This window comes from Pseudoalteromonas luteoviolacea, assembly GCF_001750165.1.
In the GTDB taxonomy this organism is placed as follows: domain Bacteria; phylum Pseudomonadota; class Gammaproteobacteria; order Enterobacterales; family Alteromonadaceae; genus Pseudoalteromonas; species Pseudoalteromonas luteoviolacea_G.
The window spans coordinates 4,432,719-4,452,651 of record NZ_CP015411.1; the positions used below are offsets into that span (position 1 = coordinate 4,432,719).

Annotated in this window: 13 protein-coding genes; 2 read left to right on the forward strand and 11 right to left on the reverse strand. The window is 43.3% G+C overall.

The annotated features are described in order from the left end of the window. Positions 1-14: 14 nt before the first annotated feature. The 7 genes from S4054249_RS19110 to S4054249_RS19140 form a co-directional block, all read right to left on the reverse strand. A complete protein-coding gene (locus tag S4054249_RS19110; protein WP_230851883.1) occupies positions 15-3,950 on the reverse strand; it encodes a YhdP family protein in 3,936 nt (1,311 codons plus the stop codon). A 99-nt stretch (positions 3,951-4,049) separates the two neighbouring features. Beyond that, positions 4,050-5,522: a ribonuclease G gene (gene rng, locus S4054249_RS19115; RefSeq protein ID WP_046355800.1), complete on the reverse strand. Its 1,473-nt coding sequence runs from the start codon at positions 5,520-5,522 to the stop codon at positions 4,050-4,052. Continuing rightward, positions 5,515-6,093 (reverse strand): Maf family protein, encoded by a 579-nt coding sequence (locus tag S4054249_RS19120; protein ID WP_046355801.1) that lies wholly within the window; start codon positions 6,091-6,093, stop codon positions 5,515-5,517. The genes rng and S4054249_RS19120 overlap by 8 nt, the downstream gene beginning before the upstream one ends. Continuing rightward, complete coding sequence (gene mreD, locus S4054249_RS19125; RefSeq protein WP_046355802.1) at positions 6,093-6,569, reverse strand: rod shape-determining protein MreD; 477 nt, start codon at positions 6,567-6,569, stop codon at positions 6,093-6,095. The genes S4054249_RS19120 and mreD overlap by 1 nt, the downstream gene beginning before the upstream one ends. After that, positions 6,559-7,401 carry a rod shape-determining protein MreC gene (gene mreC, locus S4054249_RS19130; protein WP_046355803.1) on the reverse strand — a complete coding sequence of 281 codons (843 nt, stop codon included), beginning with the start codon at positions 7,399-7,401 and terminating at the stop codon, positions 6,559-6,561. Before mreC ends, mreD begins: the two co-directional genes overlap by 11 nt. Continuing rightward, positions 7,401-8,444 (reverse strand): rod shape-determining protein, encoded by a 1,044-nt coding sequence (locus S4054249_RS19135; protein WP_010376642.1) that lies wholly within the window; start codon positions 8,442-8,444, stop codon positions 7,401-7,403. The genes mreC and S4054249_RS19135 overlap by 1 nt, the downstream gene beginning before the upstream one ends. Positions 8,445-8,571: 127 nt before the next feature. Next, positions 8,572-10,584, reverse strand: coding sequence for an SUMF1/EgtB/PvdO family nonheme iron enzyme (locus tag S4054249_RS19140; protein WP_046355805.1), 2,013 nt, complete (start codon positions 10,582-10,584; stop codon positions 8,572-8,574). Between the two features lie 211 nt (positions 10,585-10,795). Here S4054249_RS19140 and S4054249_RS19145 point away from each other — a divergent pair, with 211 nt between their 5' ends. Beyond that, positions 10,796-11,698: a 1-aminocyclopropane-1-carboxylate deaminase/D-cysteine desulfhydrase gene (locus tag S4054249_RS19145; RefSeq protein ID WP_046355806.1), complete on the forward strand. Its 903-nt coding sequence runs from the start codon at positions 10,796-10,798 to the stop codon at positions 11,696-11,698. Here the strand turns inward: S4054249_RS19145 and S4054249_RS19150 are convergent. The 4 genes from S4054249_RS19150 to S4054249_RS19165 all read right to left on the reverse strand — a co-directional run bounded on the left by S4054249_RS19150 (position 11,690) and on the right by S4054249_RS19165 (position 16,687). Next, the gene (locus S4054249_RS19150; protein ID WP_145925055.1) at positions 11,690-13,336 is read right to left on the reverse strand and encodes an EAL domain-containing protein; all 1,647 of its coding nucleotides are present in this window, start codon (positions 13,334-13,336) and stop codon (positions 11,690-11,692) included. The two genes, S4054249_RS19145 and S4054249_RS19150, sit on opposite strands and share 9 nt — an antisense overlap. A 459-nt stretch (positions 13,337-13,795) precedes the next feature. Beyond that, entirely contained in the window at positions 13,796-14,470 is a 675-nt protein-coding gene (ssb, locus tag S4054249_RS19155; protein WP_046355807.1) for a single-stranded DNA-binding protein, read from the reverse strand. 107 nt (positions 14,471-14,577) lie between these two features. After that, a complete protein-coding gene (locus S4054249_RS19160) occupies positions 14,578-15,945 on the reverse strand; it encodes an MFS transporter (RefSeq protein WP_046355808.1) in 1,368 nt (455 codons plus the stop codon). A gap of 52 nt (positions 15,946-15,997) precedes the next feature. Continuing rightward, positions 15,998-16,687 (reverse strand): substrate-binding periplasmic protein, encoded by a 690-nt coding sequence (locus S4054249_RS19165; RefSeq protein ID WP_046355809.1) that lies wholly within the window; start codon positions 16,685-16,687, stop codon positions 15,998-16,000. Between the two features lie 420 nt (positions 16,688-17,107). Here S4054249_RS19165 and uvrA point away from each other — a divergent pair, with 420 nt between their 5' ends. Beyond that, positions 17,108-19,927, forward strand: a complete 2,820-nt coding sequence (gene uvrA / locus S4054249_RS19170; protein WP_046355810.1) for an excinuclease ABC subunit UvrA — start codon at positions 17,108-17,110, stop codon at positions 19,925-19,927. Positions 19,928-19,933 lie beyond the last annotated feature (6 nt).

The window sequence follows — 19,933 nt, forward strand, 5'->3', positions numbered from 1 at the left end:
CGTAAGTATCTAACTTAAAGGACAATATCGGTGTGTTTATTGAGCTCATCGCTAACCTGAGTATCCTTTTTTACAGGTTGTTCTGGCGCTTCAATTGATGGCTTTATGCCTAAGTTTTCTGTACTTTTTTGCCCCTCACCATCTTGCTTTCCTTCTTTGAGTTTCAAAGAAGAAGGTGATGAGGAGTCCACTTGTTCAGGCTTGTCCTGTTCACCTTGATTGGCGTCTTGTTTTTGGGATGAAGGGGCTAGGTTTGGTTCCTCAGGCGCTGCAACACCAGGTATAGTCACCTCTCGACTCTTACGGTCAACCTCTGTCACAACAGGTTCTTGCATCGTACCTGTCACCTTGAAGTTAATTTCAGATATAACTCGAGCAGAATGGATCACTTTATCAATTGCTAACGCCGCAAGCCCTGTCACAGGATTCACCATCCAACCCACAATGACCGGTAAACTGGAAGTAACTTGTGGTGCAATTGCTAAATCATAATTGATTTCATGGGTCTTTAAATTGACATACCCGGTAATGCTCAGGTCAGCAGGTACACCATCCATTTTTGTGTCCTGTGTATACGCAACGCCATTATCTATTTGCAAGCTGCCTTCCATCTGATTATAGAAAAAGCCTTTAGCAAACACATCTCGAAAATCTAGTTTTAGTTTTCGAACCAATGAGTCCAAACTCAGTAATGAAAAAACACGTGCTCCTTGGTCACTGATGTCTGTTAAATGCCCTTCACCAAGTTGCCACTGGATCTCCCCACCCAATGTTTCCCAATCGAAGTCATACGGTGCTGCGCGCCAATTTAGATCGAAATCAATATTCGCTTGAGAGTCCTTAACGGTGGAAGTAATATCAAACTCTTCCATTAAATCGCCAAAATCCGCACTGCTTAAATTGCCATTAATTTGCGATACGCCATCTTGCCAACTGCCTTTCGCCGAAAGAGTATGTGTGCCTTTATCAACATTAAGATTGCTGATTATCAGTTGTTCGCCATTTCCCGAAAATGCTAGGTTCACCCTATCTAATTGATATTGATTAATACGACAATCATCACAGCCAAACTCTATGGCAGGGAGATTGACTAACCACTCATCGCCTCCTGTATGCGCTTTGGGTTTTTCCGTTGCTTCTGTCTGTTGAGTATTAACCCGCAGATAGTCCGCTTGCACACGAATAGGGTTTGTATCTTGACTGGGCAGCAGTACTTGTGCCCTAAGCTCTTTGCCGTTCAAACGCATTTCAAACCCGTCACTGTCTGGCTTCATCTGCATTTCAATATCGTTGAATAGGATATTGCCGATGTGCAGCTGACCTAAGTTTGCACGTATTTCACTAAATTGGGGTAATAAGCTTTGGGTTTGCTCAGTGGAGCCTGTAGTTTGTTCAATAACTCTATCGAGAAATTCAAACCAGTTATCGAGTTGCAATTCATCTTGGTCAATGGTCACGGAGAAACCCGGTCTGTCTAATCCCCGATTCTGCTTGCTGATAACTAGGTGTGCTTTTTCAAACCGGCCACTTTGATTGTCTAAAATACCGTTGAAATAGAGTAGATCGTTAACATTGGCTGTGATCAGGTTAGAAATATCATCTCCTCTCACCTCACCAATTAACTTTCCCTTCGCCTGTGCTAACTTGTTATACGGCGCGGGCAGTGTCACAGCAGTACCGCTCAGATCAGAGCTAAAGCTCGCCAAATAATTAAACCCCTGCTCGGTAAAATTCAATGCCAAATTGGTATCTAGCACAGTAGTACCGGCAATAAACCCATCCATCAGGCCAGTGCCATGCGGCAATAAAGCTTCACTATTAGCAAGCAATGATGTTTGCACATTCACCTCATAGCCTTGTTTATCACCACTGCCCATCACCGAGAAGTCGATAGGCATTTGCAGCCAAGTTGCTTTCGCATTCATGAGCTTGATTTCATCGTCTTGAAAAACGAGCTCACCGGTCACGTTGTCAAGCTGCATGCCCGGCTTACTTAAATAAACGCGGTTGTTGTTCAGTAGTACATTACCTTTAGCAATCACATTCAGATCTTTAAGATCTATATCAAGTGCGATATCGCCCTGAGCAAGCCCTTGCCCTTGCACAACTTCCAAAACATTGACTAAAGGATCTGCAATGGGGCTATCTGCGAAAAAGTCTTTTAAACTGGCAGCCTCTGTTTGTTGCTTGATCTTGACGTACAGATTATCAGCTTGTTCTAGGTCAGGTAAACTTACGAGCACTTCACCGGTTATGGTCTGATTAGACAGCTTGCCTGAAGTAGCTAAGATGTCCATGCGTTCATTGTGGAAGTGTAGCTCAACTGCCGCCTCTTTAACGCTTTGCCAATCGGGTGCAAACAAAAATTCCGCACCATGTATCTTCGCCAATACCTCAAATTGTCCCTGTTTATCACGAAATGGGAACGCACTTAACGGTCCTGATAACAATACTTGGGCACGGACATCTTCGCCAGCAATGATCCCACGATCTAAATACTCAACGAGATTACCGTGCATTAAATCGAGTGGAAAATAATGGCCTGCAATAGCAGCATCTTTGGCAAATGCCTCCGCATATAAATCTAGTTCAGGGAATTCGAACAATCGTGTATGAAACTCAAGTGCCACAGCAATTTGCTTGTTACTGACCCATAAATTGTCCGAATTAACATGCCAATTATCTTGCTTATCCTGCCAAAAATGAATATCACCATTGAGTTCATCAATATCAATGGGTGCTATAAAACGCGATCCAGTCACAAGTTGCTGCTGATGCGCACTGACACTGACAACACCGCGCTCCTTTTGCCAGTTGAATTCCAGATCAAGTCCTTTAAGCCCAGGGACTTTGTCACTTTCTTGCCAACCTATATTTTTAAACGCCCCCCAGGCCGTTGTCCCATCACTGTCACTGAAAGACAGTTTTGCTTTACTCAATACTCCTTGAAATTGACTCTGTTCAATGCCTTTAGCCCAATTGTAATGCGTTAATGCTAAAGCGTGGGCAATAGGTTCTAAATTGAACTGTTGTATCCAAAAAGTAGTGTCTGAATTAGACCACAGTCCCTGAAAATGCATTGGCGGGTATTCATGACCATTGCTGCTAAATAAAAATTCAGAACTTGACAGCGACCAATCTTTTCCGATTGGTACAAGGCGTACTTGACCAGCTTCCAGCCCCAATTTATTTGACTGGCTGCTGTCTAGCCAAGTGACATAGCTTGGCTGTACTTCAATCAAAATATCCCGTAATTTACCCTGCTCCAACTGCCCCCAAAGCTGACCGTTAATGCTCGCACTCAAGTTACGATAATCATCATCTAAGTGTTCATCAATAAGGTCCAAAACATTCAGATCACGAGCTTGTAGATAAATATCACCTGTGATCTCATGCAAGGTTTCTCCTGAGAGTTTGACTCGTGTATTCAAGCTTCCTTGAGAGAGACTTGGAAAAATTAACCGCCCCTCGCCATGGTGAGCATTGGCGCTATTTTGCCAAACCATGTCTCGAACTAGCACCTTGTGATGCTTTTCTTGTTCAAGAAATAATTTTATTTCACTGTTTTGAACTGCAAAGTGGCCGGTCTCACCTAGAAATAAGCCTTCCAGTAAAGCTTGCTGCTCAAATTCACCTGAACTTTCAGCCAAGTTAAGTCTGTCTAAGTGGATATTAGCTTTGAACCCATCAAGTACAAAATAGTTTGATACCAATTGCCACTGTCTAAGAGACTGCACCACATTCACTTGCAAGCTGGTATTATCAATATACAAGGAGATAGGTGCATTTTGATTATCTTCAAAACTCACATTTTCAAGTACCAGCGCAGGTCCACTCCCCTGCCAGCTGGCACTGATTGAGCCAATACTTAATTCGACATTAAGTTGACGATAAATTAAAGATTCAATGCTGGCTTTGTAGTCATTGGCATAGGGAAGGCTCAGTTTCAAAAGAGAAACCAAAACTGCCACGATTACCAAGGTAACAGCGAAAATCTGCCACACCTTTCGAATACAAAAAAAGCAAATTGTTTTGGGGTGCATATCGGCCTACATCATTACCACATCAAACTGCTCTTGGCTGTACAAGTTTTCAGTTTGGATACTCACTTGTTTTCCGATAAACAATTCAAGTTCTGCCAAATTATGATATTCATCATTCACCAATGCTTCACTCACCGCCGCAGACGCATATACCATAAATTTATCTGCTTCATATGCGCGGTTTACCCGCACAATTTCACGTAATATCTCATAACAGACCGTTTCAACTGTTTTCAACGACCCTCTACCAGAACATGAAGGACAGACATCACATAGGATGTGCTCTAAACTTTCTCTGGTACGCTTACGCGTCATTTCTACAAGGCCGAGTGCGGATAGCCCGTTAATATTCGCTTTAGCGCGATCTTTTGCCAGTGCAGCTTCCAGTGAATGCAACACACGGCGTTTATGCTCATCTGAAACCATATCAATAAAATCAATAATAATAATACCGCCTAGATTCCTTAACCTAAGCTGACGCGCAATGGCCGATGTCGCTTCTACATTGGTATTAAAAATAGTTTCTTCAAGATTTCTATGTCCGACAAAAGCACCAGTATTAACATCAACGGTCGTCATAGCTTCCGTTTGATCAATAATTAAGTAACCACCTGACTTAAGCTCAACTTTACGGTGCAATGCTTTTTGAATTTCAGCTTCAACATCAAACAAGTCGAAGATGGGGCGTTCTCCAGGATAGTATTCAAGCGTTTCAGAAAGCTGAGGGACAAATTCTTCTGTAAAAGTCTTAAGCTGCTGATAAGTAAGCTTAGAGTCAACTCGGATGCGTTCCATATCTTCGCCGACATAATCCCGTAAAGTACGAAAAGCCAGGGTTAAATCTTCATGTAAGATACTCGCCTTACTGGTTTTTCTACGTTTATTGATAATTTTTTGCCACAGTTTTTTTAAGAACTCAGCATCGTGCTTTAATTCAGCTTCCGCAGCCCCTTCGGCTGCCGTACGCACAATAAAACCACCATTTTCATCGTTATATTCCGCAACAATATGCTTCAGTCTGTCTCGCTCTTCCTCGGTTTCTATTCTTTGGCTCACACCCACATGTGTCGCATCTGGCATAAAAACTAAATAACGTGATGGGATAGTGATATCAGTAGTTAAACGTGCCCCTTTGGTGCCAATAGGATCTTTTACCACTTGGACCATTATAAACTGGCCCTGCTTTACCAACTCCCTGATATCTTGAACTTTTTTTATTGGTTGATCGTCAACAGCTTCTTCGATAGACGCGCTGCTTACAATATCTGAGGCATGCAAAAAAGCCGCTTTTTCTAACCCAATATCGACAAATGCAGCCTGCATGCCTGGCAATACTCGACTCACTTTACCTAAATAAATATTGCCAACAATGCCCAAGTTACCTACGCGTTCTACTTGGACTTCTTGTAGTACACCATTTTCAATTAGTGCGACGCGACTTTCACTGGGTGTCACATTGATCAATAATTCGCTACTCATCTCTGCCCGCCATAAATGCTTGAATTAATTCGTCTGTTTCATATAAAGGTAGTCCGACTACAGCAAAATAACTACCTTTGAGCTGTGTTACGAATCGCCCACCTAAGCCTTGAATACCATAACCACCCGCTTTATCTTGAGGCTCTCCACTCAACCAATACTGTTCAATCTCATCATCTGACAACGCTTTAAATGTCACATCGGTCACAACTGTCTGACTCACTACTTTTTCGCTGTTAGCTAATGCAATTGCTGTCATAACCTGATGCGTTTTACCCGATAACCTTGTCATCATCGATATAAAATCGGCCTTATTTACTGGTTTTCCGAGTGCTTTACCCTCTGCAACAACAATCGTATCGCTGCCTAACACGGGACGATCTTCATGCCCGATACTTATCCCAGTTTGCGCCTTTAAACGTGCAAGTCGCTCTACCAATGCGTGTGGTTCTTCATTCGGAAGCGCACTTTCATCAGCATCGACAGCAAATTGCTCAAAAACATAGCCAAGTTGACTCAATAGCTCTTTACGGCGTGGTGAGGCCGATGCTAAATATAATTTTACTGCCATTAACGGATCCTAAAGTGTCTGCGATACTTTCTAAGTAAGAGAAATATCCAAGGCCAACACAGCATGCCTACCAATGCTGGCCATAAATATGCAGGGTTAAAGTAAATATCTAACAAGAAGTGATTTAACCAAAACTGCAATAAATGGTAGAGCGCTAAAAACAAGCCAATTAACATCGCTTGCTGCCACAATGAAAAATTTCTTAACTTCTGAAAATTACTGACCGTTATGTAAATACATACAGAATAGGTCAATGAGTTAATGCCCAAAGGCGAACCCACCGCCAAATCCATGATTAAGCCTGTACACCAAGCCCAGCCAATATTCACACGATGGGGTAATGCAATCGACCAATACATCAATACCAATAGGACCCAATCCGGCCTAAAAGGTTCTAAAGAAAAAGGCAATGGCATCAATGCCATGAACAGTGCGAGAAAAACGCTAAACGTTATGAAAGAAAAACTACGACTCATTATTAACCTCTGCGCTGCTTTCCCCTAAGATGACCAAAAGCCGGATCCTGTCCAGCTGCGCTATTGGCTCAGCGTATACTTTGGCAAATGGCAACCCTTCATCTCTATCAATTTCAGTCACCACAGCCACAGGGTAGCCCTCGGGAAAACGACTGCCAAGCCCCGACGTAACCAAAATATCACCGATACGAATATCTAGACTATGAGATACGTGTGCAAGTTGTACTAGATTGATTTTTCCAATGCCTTCTACAACCATACTGACATCGTTTCTCAAAATTCGAACTGGTGTAGCATGAGTAGTGTCTGTCATCAAAAGAACACGTGACGTAGTGGTACCAACATGCGTTAGCTGGCCCACTAAACCCAACTCATCAATAACAGCTTGGCCTTCTGATACGCCATCAATCGTGCCTTTATTTATCACGATCTGATGATTATAACGATTCGAACGAACCGACAAAACTTGTGCTATTTGACGGCTCTGAGATTGACGGGAAGACGCGCCTAAGAGTGCACGAAGTTCAGTATTTTCTTTAAGTAAAAACTGATATTGCTGGAGCTGCTCGCTTTGTAATAATTGCTTTGCCTTGAGTAATTCATTTTCACTGAGCAGTCTATCGCGAGTATGCAAGCTCTGTGCACCAACATTAAACAGTTCATATGGAATATTTGCAGCGTATAAAACTGGGCTGACGAGCGTATTAAGCGTGGTTCTTACAAAGGTACCACCAGAGGTATATCGATCACCAATGATTAAGACAATACTAAGCACAACTGCGACAGTAAGTCGCAGTTGTAAAGATATGCTTCGGACAAACAGTAAATTCATCAGTCGTAACTAAATACATCGCCACCGTGCATATCTATCATCTCTAGCGCTTTACCACCACCTCGTGCAACACACGTAAGTGGATCATCTGCCACAACAACAGGGATCCCTGTCTCTTCCATAAGTAATCGATCTAAATCTTTTAACAGCGCACCACCACCTGTTAACACCATACCATGTGCTGAGATATCAGATGCCAATTCAGGAGGTGACTGCTCTAGCGCAACCATAACGGCGCTCACAATACCCATTAACGGCTCTTGTAAAGCTTCAAGGATCTCATGTGAGTTCAAGGTAAATGAACGCGGCACCCCTTCTGCCAAGTTACGTCCACGAACTTCAATTTCAATCGGCGTTTCACTCTTAAATGCAGAGCCTATCTCATGTTTAATGTGCTCTGCGGTTGCTTCGCCAATCAAACTGCCAAAGTTACGCCTTACATAGTTAATAATTGCTTCATCAAACTTATCACCACCAATACGTACAGATGATGAATAAACCACACCATTGAGAGAGATAATTGCAACTTCAGTAGTACCACCACCGATGTCGACAACCATCGAGCCTGTCGCTTCGGACACAGGTAAACCTGCACCAATTGCAGCGGCCATTGGTTCTTCAATCAAATACACTTCGCGTGCGCCAGCACCCATTGCCGACTCACGAATTGCACGCTTTTCAACTTGTGTAGCACCACATGGCACACAAATTAGTACACGTGGGCTTGGGCGCATGAAGTTATTGTTGTGAACTTGTTTGATGAAATGCTGAAGCATTTTTTCCGTCACGTAGAAATCTGCAATCACCCCATCTTTCATCGGTCTGATAGCTTTAATATTACCAGGTGTTCTACCCAGCATTTGCTTCGCAGCAGTACCGACAGAAGCAACACTTTTCGGGCCACCGGCTCTCTCCTGACGAATCGCTACCACCGAAGGCTCATTTAAAACGATACCTTCTTCTTTTACATAAATCAGTGTATTCGCCGTGCCTAAATCAATAGACAGGTCATTTGAAAATAATCCACGTAGTTTTTTAAACATGAGGCTGGGTAACCTTAAAGAATTCTTTTAACCAAACCACAGAAATTGTCGCTGCGGCTGAAATATTTAAGTATACAAAGTACTAACTGCACTTTAACTGAATGCGCCCAACAAAGCGCATTATTATTTATCTTTCTCGAACTAATCTAAAACCAATATAATTAGCTCTAAAATCAGGCGCTAACGCTAAGCGAGTCGATACTCTAGCCAAGCTAGGGGCAAAATTCCATGCACCACCGCGCACCGTGACATCATCTTGAGAAGCGCGTTTTTGCGTCCACTCCCACACATTGCCAACGGTATCATACAAACCATAGTTATTTGGTGAAAATTCGCCTACTGGAGATGGACTTTTATTTGACCACTCGCTACCACACCATCCACAGTTTGCAAGACCTCGACCTATTTCATTGCCCCAAGGATACTCTGAACTGGTGCCTGCTCGTGCTGCGTATTCCCACTCGACCTCATTAGGCAAACGATATTGGATCCCTTGCTCTGCTGATAACCAATTTGCATATGCTTTAGCATCTTCATAAGTCACACACACCACAGGAAAGTTTTCAGCTTGCTCAAAACCAGGTTTACTCCAGTTATATTCGCTTTCCCAAATCGGCTCACCATTTTTATAATGTGCGCAGCCATTGCCTTTCTCAGCTTCTGTTTGGTAGCCCGTACTAACAATGAATTGCCTAAATTCAGCAACTGTCACCTCATTGCTTTGCATCGCATATGAATGACTCAATACTTTTTCTACAACTGGGCGCTCATTAGCGAGACCATTTCCAGTCAAATCACCCATTTGGAATGAACCCGCGGGGATAATAACGACTTTATTCTCAACCAAGTTGGGCGTCACTGACTTTTGTACAGTAGCTTGTCGCTCAACTTGCTCTCTTTGTGGTGTCGGTGCAGCAATCGACTCAGGCTTTTTTATCAACTTAGCATTTATCGTTCGTGCACGGCGCACGTCAACTCTTGCCTTATAAGATTCATATCCAAGCTTTCGGATCTCTATGTCATAAGAGCCCAGAGGAACACTCACAACAAGCTTAGTAGAACCATAGCTCACACCATCTATGAAGACTTCATCATCATACACATTTGACCTTAAGGTCAGGTCAACTTGTCTATCTTGTGGTGATTGCTGAATGATTTGGGATTTAATTTCAGTTTTCGGCTGCATTGCCGTAACGCTGGGTACACTGGGTTTAGGTTTATCTAGTTCATCTTTAAATGTTAACTGACTATCACTGAATGTAGTTGGATAACTTGCTTGATATCCTACAGATAGTGGCGTGCCGTACTCGCTACAAAAGCGATTGTCCAGTGCTAACAAGCCACAAAGGCGGCTATTATTGACGTCACCGCGCATTGTCACACTTAAATTGACACTGTAGTTACCTTGGCCACTAAATGCACTGCCTACCACATGACTGCTAACAACCTGTACTTGTGCGCCTGCCAAATGACGTTTCGGCTCAACAATTCGCTGTTCCGTTAAGTTTGCAAATATCTGATCAATAAAACGCTTAGTTGCTTTTTGTAAACCTAACTGTTGGCCCCTTTGCTCACATGCAGCTAACGTTTCTGTGCGCTTACAATTAATTGTATGCTCAACTTCAAGCGTCCCCTCTCTTGTAAATTCATTACGAAGTCGCTCAACTCGCGCTGTACTGAGCTGATCTTTTAGACTCGCGAGGGTATTGATTAGGGTATGCTTGCTAACACGAATTTGCTCAATGTCCTTGCGGTGCGATGCTATGGCCGCTAGTTGCATCGCAATGTCTTCTTTATTCGCTTTATGATCAGCAACAGACTGTTGATATCGCATCTGAGCAGATGAAATATCAATCGATGGATCATCAATAAGACGACGATATAAATCATTCATGGCATCAAGTGCCTGATTTTTTTCTTTATCCAGATCTGTCGAGTTACTCCTCAACAATTCTAGTTGCGATTGTAAACGGGCCTCTTCAGCCACGTGCTTGTCTAATATCTGAGTATATCTATCTAACTCAGCTTGTTTCTCGGAGCGCTCTGACTCGATAGCTGTCACAGTCGCAGTATCTTGTGCCCAAACACTTACAGACAATAAGGCGGCAGAGACAAAAAGAGATAAAGGAGCAATTCGCATATATTCCATTCCCAACAGCGGCAGTTGTTTTGGTCTTTGTTATTTTTGATGTTTTAATGCTCAATGCTATGTACTTACGAAGTAAAACACAAGCCTTGCACAATTAATATCTGAGTTTACAACTAATAGTCACGTACTTACCAGTGTTCTGAGCACATTTTCATGAAATAATAACCTCAATGCGTGTATTTACAGATAAATCGAAAATCTAATGAAGACTTCAAGCCACTTAGAATCACCTCTTCAAACAATTAGGCACCCATTATTAAGCGCCAAAAAAATCGAACTAAAAGTAAAAAGAGATGATTTACTCCACCCAACTGTACAGGGCAATAAATGGCGAAAGCTCAAATACAACCTCATTGAGTTAAAGCGTCAGCAATGTCAGTCATTACTCACATTTGGCGGCGCATTTTCAAATCACCTTTATGCCACAGCCATGGCAAGTAAACTATTCAATATACCTGCGCACTTTATCGTCAGGGGTCCGCATCTTGATTTAGGTAATCCCACAATACGTTTTGCTAAAGCATGTAAAGTGGGGCTGCACCCAGTTACCAGAGTCGAGTATCGACAACGCCACGATGCTGACTATCTTGAACTGCTCAGGCGTCAGTTCCCAACCGCTTTTATTATACCTGAAGGGGGAAGCAATGAATTCGCCTTGCAAGGTTGTAAAGAACTTGCGCAATCACTTCCACCCAGTGATTACCTGTGTTGTGCAGTTGGCAGTGGCGGAACGCTTGCAGGTATTCTACAAGGCGTGCGTAATGAAACAAAGGTGTTGGGATTTGCGGTACTCAAAAATGCTGACTACTTAAATCAAGAGGTTACCTCTCTTAACCCTGACGCTTTACACCTCACCAATTGGCATATCCTTACTCAATTTCATGATGGCGGCTACGGCAAGTTTTCCGCTCCTCTTTGGAGTTTTTGTCAAACCATGACGCTTGATCACCACTTACCATTGGAGCCAATCTATACAGGCAAAATGATGTATGGTCTATGGCAAATGATTGAACAGGATCAGTTTCCACAGCATAGTCGCATTATTGCAATTCATACCGGCGGCTTACAAGGCCTCAATGGCCTGCGCTATCGTCACTTAATTTAAACTATTTTCTAGCTCGAGTAAGGGGGCACTAAAGAAGTAACCCTGCGCCCCATCAACACCGAGACGCTGGATACAATTAAATTCATCTTGGGTTTCTACACCTACGGCATAAACAGGCACTTGAAGCTTTTTAGCTTGTCCAACTATTTTCTTCACCACAGCTCGCCGCTTTGCACAGCTGTTAATGCCATGAATGAGCTCAAATGCCAATTTGATACCAACAACATTATGTAGCCGTTGTAATTGAATCATATCCAATGGCTTATTCACATGATCAAGCACCACGTTAGTTCCTAGCGGCGCCAATGAACTGAAAAATTGCTCGAAATAACCTTTATGTTGATAAAAATCACTGATCATCAACTCTAATGTGATATCACTTGCACGGCCAGAATCTCTTAATGCGCCTATCAGCCAGTTTAAAAATACACTATTTGACCAGTTCACTACGTGCAGATTAACACTGACTGAAAATCCCTTAGGTTCTTTAGACAACACTTTGATTGCCTGCATTACAATGGCTTTATCCAATTCAGCCAAATGCTGGTTATGATGGATTTTATGAATAAATTGTCCTGCTGTGATCAGTCCTAATGTCTTGTGACGCACGCGCAATAATGCTTCACTTTGAATCACATCTTGAGACTTGAAATCAAATAATGGCTGGCAAAACAACACAAACCGCCCGGCCCTGATGTCCTGCATGATATGTGTTTCTGCATCCAATAAACTTTCAGCTAACGTATGATTAAGCGGCAACATATGTATATGCTGCCACACATGGTTTTGTGCGATACTCAAAGACGATCTGGCAATCTGGTAGACTTGTGTTTGATCAGCGCCCTCACCATAAAAGCACGCTCCACATTTCACAGCACTGCGTGACAAATCACCTCTAAATGCCAACAGTGCCTGATAAACCACTTCATGCAATCGTTTAATTGTCTGCTCAACCTCATCTTTTCCAACATCACTGAGTGTGACTGTCAACGTCCCTGAGGACAGGTATTTTGCTGAACAATACTTATATTTATTAAAACATTTGGCTAATGTCACACTAAAGTGGCTTTGTGGCTCAATATGTTTTGGCAGTTCACAGCGCCACCTAAACATAGCAAATACAGTAACCTGCTTATCTTTGGTGACATGTGCCACGCCAGTGTCTACGCTCTTTTCAGTAGCCTGAGTATTACCAGTGAATAGCGCAGTGCGTCTTCGCTCAGCCCTCCTATTGCCTCGTTTTGAATGCAATGCCCAAGCCCCTACAGCAAGGCCCATCAACACAGCGTTAAGCCACAATGCCCAAGCAATACCATTATTCACAATGTCTGTCGGATGCAAAACCAGCGCATCTTCACCCATTTTAAAATGACTTGGTGATGACAGCCATGCCGTTACTGCATCACTGCTGGGAAACACACTAAATCCAAACTGTTTAGCAAGCGCACTGAGTTCATGAGAAGAAATAGGAACAATGTAGTAGGATAGCTGCGTATCTAATCGCTGGGCTTGCTCGTCGATCCAGCCACTCGTCAATTGCACTATTGATAAATTACAAATAAACAAAAGAACACACCACGCAACCAAAAACACGTATTCACGTTTAACGGTGTGTTTTGCAAGTGCGAAGTGGAACATAATAAGGCGGCCATTAATCAGTCTGATTAAAGTTTTGTTCAATCTAATACAAAACTCAAGGACAGCTGATTAAGATTCCTAAAAGCTGCTGATCTTGCGTGTATTATTTTTTAGGTTAATCAAAGAAAAACAAGTGGCAGAAATAAAATTCAAAAAGCGTGCTAGTTCTAGCGATCACAGTTTTAAAAAACATAACTCCACACTGTTCCTAAATTACACCCAACGTTTCAAGGTCTTACCCTTGCATGTAAATGTTCGGTATCCCGTTATGAACGGTTGCACTGTCACCGAGCAAAGCGTTGAACAAACTCGCATTTTGGGCCTTCAACTCTTCAATCTCATGTGAGAGCTTTTTTCTCGTTTTATTCGCGAACCGCTTCATTATTACTTTTCTTATCGAACTAAAAAGCCGCTAGAAAGCGGCTTTTTAATTTTAAACAACTTGATGTTTATCTTTGATCAAAACGGAATATCGTCATCAAAGTCAATGGGGGGCTCCATCGGGTTAGAAGCACTACCTTGCTGCTGTGGTGCAAAACCACCTTGAGACTGGCCGCCTTGAGACTGACCGCCTTGTGCAGGAGCGCTTTGTGCTTGTCCGCCAAAGTTATTATTTTGTGGCTGCGGTGCACTTTGTTGTGGCGCTTGTTGCTGTGGTGCAAAACCGCCTTGCTGTGCTGCTGGCTGACCATATTGCTGTTGGTTATTTTGCTGTGGAGCAAAACCGCCTTGCTGCTGAGCATAACCACCTTGGTTACCGCCTGACTGGTATTGACCGCCCTGCTCATTACGGCCACCTAGCATTTGCATTTGGCCACCCATGTCTACAACTATTTCAGTTGTGTACTTGTCTTGACCGCTTTGATCTGTCCACTTACGCGTCTGCAAACGGCCTTCAATATAAACCTGTGAACCCTTACGTAGGTATTCACCAGCCACTTCAGCTAACTTACCGAATAACACAACTCTGTGCCATTCAGTGCGCTCTTGCAACTGACCTGTGTTTTTATCTTTCCAACTATCAGTAGTTGCAATACTGATATTAGCCACACCGTTACCGTTGGGCATATATCGAACTTCAGGATCTTGGCCTAAGTTACCCACCAAGATTACTTTATTCACACCGCGTGCCATGGCACCCTCTCCTCACACAATTACAAGCATTGCTTAGTTTCATTCTACATATCGATTGTATACTGATTGCACGTCGAATTCGACTTCTCATCACAACCGATTCCTCTTTATGAAGAATATAAAATTTGCTTAGCTTGGTTTAAATCAAATTTACTTTCATCCACTTTTAAATAAGCGCGATTTTCTTCACTGACTACAGTCGCCTCTAGCACGCCTGGTAATGCAACCAGTTTATCAGCAAGTGTTTGTGCATGCTGGGGTTTATCGAGTTCCGTTACAAAGCTTAACGCTTTACTACGTGGAGGGACTTGCATGCGCCATGCAATAGCCAGCCATATTACCCCAATTCCTGCCGCCGCAGCAAATACAGTTTGCGTTTCGTAATGTTGTGCCAAATATCCACCAAGCACGCCCCCTAAAAATGCTCCTAAGAATTGTCCCGATGAAAATACCCCCATGGCAGACCCTTTTTGGGTTGCCGGAGATATTCGAGACACTAAAGCTGGCATGGTCGCTTCTAAGAAATTAAATGCAATAAAATACAAGGTCATCGACAAAGCGATCCCCCATAAGCTACCTGATAACCAAATCAATAAAAACGTACTGATACTTAATATGGCAATCGCAGCCAAAAATACTTGCTTCTCTTTTTGCTTCTTAATTGCCACAATCATCATGGGTGCCATCAATACAAAAGCGAGGATCAGAACTGGTATATAAATTTGCCAATGAGATTGCGCCTCTAGCCCTTCATTGATCAGCTTCGCAGGTAAAACAACAAACAAGGTTGTCAGTGTTAAATGAAGCAGTAACACGCCAATATCCAGTCGCAGTAATTGGGGGTGTTTGATTAAGTTTTTAATATCCCCTAACGATGCAACGGTATCACCCTTCGGTGCTTTATGAACTGCATTTGGCACCACAAATAACACGATTGCAATGCCCACCAAAGCCAAAATTGCCGTTAACCAAAACACGCCAGCAATACCAAATGATGCTGCTACCATAGGCCCCACTAACATCGCCACAGCGAAACTCAGCCCGATGCACATGCCGATCACAGCCATCACTTTAGGCCGCTGTTCATCACGGCTCAAATCAGATGCCAACGCCAACAGTGCACTGGCAATCGCGCCCATGCCTTGCAATGCTCGACCGGCGGTCACCCAGTAAATAGAATCCGCAGTAGCCGCAATAACAGAACCGATTGCAAACACCACTAATCCTCCAATAATAATTGGTTTACGACCGAATTTGTCTGATAGCCATCCCATTGGGATCTGCAGCAACGCTTGGGTCAGACCATACGCACCAATGGCCAAACCAATCCAAAGCGGCGATACATCTTCGAACGAATCACTATAAATAGCCAACACAGGCATCAGCATAAATAAGCCAAGCATGCGAAAAGCAAAGACTCCCGCTAGTGAAAAAGCGGCGCGTTTTTCAATTTGGTTTAAAGATTGATTGGACATAAAGTAACGTAAAGTCAAACAGTAAAAAATCGCGGGCTAGTTTAGCAAAAACTCAGTCTAACTGATATTTTTTTAATATTTCACTAAAATGCCCAGTTTTATTAAGTCTGTTATACGCGCTGACTAAGCGTTCTAGTTGCTTATCTGAGACACTTTTTTTACTAAAAGCAAAATAGACTGGTGATTGATTGACCACCAGCGGTGCAATTTTGATTGTCATGAAATCTGGGTGATTTGTTGACTGAAAAATAATATTAAACTTTTCTTCTAAAAAGCCCGCAATGCGGCCGTGTTTGAGCAAGCTAAGCTTGGTTTGATTGTCAGGCACAAAAATAAATTGGGTCTCATCACCCAACCGTTTGCTGTAGCGTTCAGTAAAAATGCGCCCATAAAATGCCCCTTGCTGTATAGCAACAGGTACGGGCAGGGAAAACAAATCATTCATGGTATTCACTTCAAACAAGCGCTCAGCATTCATCGCAAAAACAATTGTTTCCATACGTTGTGGACCAACAAAGTATGCAAAGTCTGTGCGCTCTTGAGTCCGTGTCACGCTGAGCACTAAATCAATAGTGCCTGCCTCCAACATTTTTAATGAACGGCCCCATGGAATGCTAACAAAGTTATAGCTGCACCCAGCTTCATCCAATAACGCTTTGGCGAAATCAACATCCATACCATGCCACCCTTTACCTTCGTCCAAACGTGACTGCGCGGCGTAATTTTCAAAACGAACCGTCATTTCACAGGCCCATAAAGGTGGCAGAAAAAAAAGACTCAAAAGCAAAAATCGCACATGTACCACTCTGTTGCCGACAGTAAAAATTAAGTTTAGTTGTTTATTTTTACAAAAGCTTAATTTTGTCTGTGGGATACGCTACCATGCGCGCTTGTTCCGTCAATAATGTAATCGCTCTTAGTAAGTGAGCTAGCACATGACCTACCGCGTATGAAAGGTGGAATAACCACAGCTTTTAGTATACTGTATGTGTATACAGCTACCCATAATTTGGTTTGCAGACCTTTAACGTGATCGCCTAGATTATATTGAAAATGTGTTAGATATCTCTGATCAACATACACGGGAGAGAAGTGGTGCAAAGTACTGCTTTATTCGTGACGAGTAATGGTTGCAAGCATATAAGATCCACATAAGGCCACTATGGATAAAATAGAAGTAAGAGGTGCGCGCACGCACAACCTCAAAGACATCTCTTTAACTATCCCAAGAGACAAGTTAATTGTTATTACTGGGCTATCAGGTTCCGGTAAATCATCTCTTGCATTCGATACATTATATGCAGAAGGTCAAAGACGTTATGTCGAGTCTCTTTCAGCTTACGCAAGACAATTTCTATCTCTGATGGAAAAACCAGATGTGGATCATATTGAGGGGCTGTCTCCCGCCATATCAATTGAACAAAAGTCTACTTCGCACAACCCTCGTTCAACCGTAGGTACTATTACCGAGATCTACGACTATCTGCGACTTTTATTTGCTCGTGTAGGTGAACCCCGCTGTCCAACACATGACTTGCCATTAAAAGCGCAAACAGTCAGTCAGATGGTGGATACCGCGCTCGCTCAACCTGAAGGCAGCAAACTCATGTTACTCGCACCGGTGGTGAAAAACCGTAAAGGTGAGCATGTTAAACTGCTGGAGCAACTTGCAAGCCAAGGCTTTATCCGCGCACGAATTGATGGAGAGGTCTGTGATCTTTCTGATCCCCCTACATTGGAATTACATAAAAAGCACACCATTGAAGTCGTTGTTGATCGCTTTAAAGTAAAAGAAGGTCTACAACAACGTTTAGCAGAGTCCTTTGAAACAGCGCTTGAGCTGGCTGATGGCATTGCACAAATCGCCAGCATGGATGATCCAGACGCTGAAGATCTAATCTTCTCGGCCAACTTTGCTTGCCCAACCTGTGGTTATGCTATGACGGAACTAGAGCCTCGCCTATTCTCGTTCAATAACCCAGCTGGAGCCTGTCAAAGCTGTGATGGCTTAGGTGTCAGGCAGTACTTTGACCCAAACCGTGTGGTACAAAACCCAGAACTTAGCCTTGCAGGCGGCGCTATCAAAGGCTGGGACAAGCGTAGCTTTTATTATTTTCAAATGCTGACTTCAGTGGCACAGCATTATGGCTTCGATTTAGACATTCCTTTTGGTGAGCTGCCTGCATCGGCGCAAAAAGTAGTATTGGAAGGCTCTGGTAAAACTAAAATCGCTTTTAGTTACCGCAATGATCGCGGTGACTTAATCACCCGTAATCATGAGTTTGAAGGCGTTTTAAATAATATGAACCGTCGTTATCACGAAACTGAGTCCACCTCGGTTCGTGAGGAACTCGCTAAATATCAAACCAGCCAAGCCTGCCCTAGCTGTAATGGCTCACGACTCAGAGAAGAAGCAAGGCATGTGTTTATTGGTGATACCAATTTGCCTGTTGTGACCACCATGAGTATTGGCGAAGCATGTCAGTTCTTTGAGAGTTTGACCTTATCAGGTCAAAAAGCACAAATAGCTGAAAAAGTACTCAAAGAGATCCGCGACAGACTGTCATTTTTAATTAACGTTGGCCTCAATTACCTCTCTCTTGAACGCAGTGCAGACACCTTGTCGGGCGGTGAGGCGCAAAGGATCCGGTTGGCAAGCCAAATTGGCGCCGGCCTAGTCGGTGTTATGTACGTGCTTGACGAACCTTCAATTGGTTTACACCAAAGAGATAATGACAGACTACTGAGCACACTAACGCATCTTCGCGATTTAGGTAACACCGTTATCGTGGTTGAACATGACGAAGATGCCATCCGCGCAGCTGACCACATTATCGATATCGGTCCAGGCGCCGGAGTGCATGGTGGACACGTAGTGGCTGAAGGTTCTCGTGATGACATTGTTGCAAATAAAGACTCATTAACAGGTCAATACCTCGCTGGCACAAAGCAAATTGTCGTGCCACAAGAGCGACACCAGCCAAACGATAAATGGCTAGAGTTGTTTGGTGCCACAGGTAACAACCTAAAAAATGTCGATTTAAAGATCCCATTTGGTTTAATGACCTGCGTGACTGGCGTATCGGGTTCAGGTAAATCAACGCTTATCAATGACACGTTATACAAGCTTGCACATCGTGCGCTAAACGGTGCGACAGTGTCAGAGCCGGCACCACATAAAGATATACAGGGTCTTGACCATTTTGATAAAGTCATCGATATAGACCAAAGCCCTATTGGCCGTACACCGCGCTCTAACCCTGCTACGTATACTGGGATTTTCACCGCAATCCGAGAGCTCTTTGCTGGCACGCAAGAGGCGCGCTCTCGCGGTTACAAAGTCGGGCGCTTTAGCTTTAATGTGAAAGGCGGCCGCTGTGAAGCTTGTCAGGGTGATGGCGTATTAAAAGTCGAAATGCACTTTCTACCTGACGTGTACGTCCCCTGTGATGTATGTACGGGTAAGCGCTACAATCGAGAAACGCTTGAAGTCCTCTACAAGGGTAAAAACATTCACGAAGTACTTGAGATGACCGTGGAAGATGCACGCGAGTTCTTTGATAAAATCCCAGCGATTAAACGTAAGCTGCAAACATTGATGGATGTTGGCTTGTCATATATCCGACTTGGTCAAGCGGCTACAACGCTCTCAGGTGGTGAAGCTCAGCGAGTTAAGTTAGCAAGAGAGCTTTCGAAGCGAGATACTGGTAAGACTTTATATATACTTGATGAGCCGACCACTGGTTTGCACTTCCATGACATTCAACAGTTATTAGTCGTCCTGCACCGCTTACGTGATCATGGCAATACCGTGGTCGTGATCGAGCATAACTTAGATGTGATCAAAACCGCAGACTGGATCGTCGACCTTGGCCCTGAAGGTGGTTCAGGTGGGGGACAAATTTTAGTATCAGGCACACCTGAAGACGTCGCGCAGCACCCACAATCACATACTGGTCGTTACCTTAACCCTATGTTATAACTATCA

Excerpts from the sequence above, each read along its gene's own strand:
- mreD (WP_046355802.1), bottom strand. The coding sequence starts at position 6,569 with ATGAGTCGTAGTTTTTCTTTCATAACGTTTAGCGTTTTTCTCGCACTG.
- mreC (WP_046355803.1), bottom strand. The coding sequence starts at position 7,401 with ATGAATTTACTGTTTGTCCGAAGCATATCTTTACAACTGCGACTTACT.
- S4054249_RS19140 (WP_046355805.1), bottom strand. The coding sequence starts at position 10,584 with ATGCGAATTGCTCCTTTATCTCTTTTTGTCTCTGCCGCCTTATTGTCT.
- S4054249_RS19135 (WP_010376642.1), bottom strand. The coding sequence starts at position 8,444 with ATGTTTAAAAAACTACGTGGATTATTTTCAAATGACCTGTCTATTGAT.
- rng (WP_046355800.1), bottom strand. The coding sequence starts at position 5,522 with ATGAGTAGCGAATTATTGATCAATGTGACACCCAGTGAAAGTCGCGTC.
- S4054249_RS19145 (WP_046355806.1), top strand. The coding sequence starts at position 10,796 with ATGAAGACTTCAAGCCACTTAGAATCACCTCTTCAAACAATTAGGCAC.
- S4054249_RS19150 (WP_145925055.1), bottom strand. The coding sequence starts at position 13,336 with ATGTTCCACTTCGCACTTGCAAAACACACCGTTAAACGTGAATACGTG.
- uvrA (WP_046355810.1), top strand. The coding sequence starts at position 17,108 with ATGGATAAAATAGAAGTAAGAGGTGCGCGCACGCACAACCTCAAAGAC.
- S4054249_RS19160 (WP_046355808.1), bottom strand. The coding sequence starts at position 15,945 with ATGTCCAATCAATCTTTAAACCAAATTGAAAAACGCGCCGCTTTTTCA.
- S4054249_RS19165 (WP_046355809.1), bottom strand. The coding sequence starts at position 16,687 with ATGACGGTTCGTTTTGAAAATTACGCCGCGCAGTCACGTTTGGACGAA.
- S4054249_RS19120 (WP_046355801.1), bottom strand. The coding sequence starts at position 6,093 with ATGGCAGTAAAATTATATTTAGCATCGGCCTCACCACGCCGTAAAGAG.
- ssb (WP_046355807.1), bottom strand. The coding sequence starts at position 14,470 with ATGGCACGCGGTGTGAATAAAGTAATCTTGGTGGGTAACTTAGGCCAA.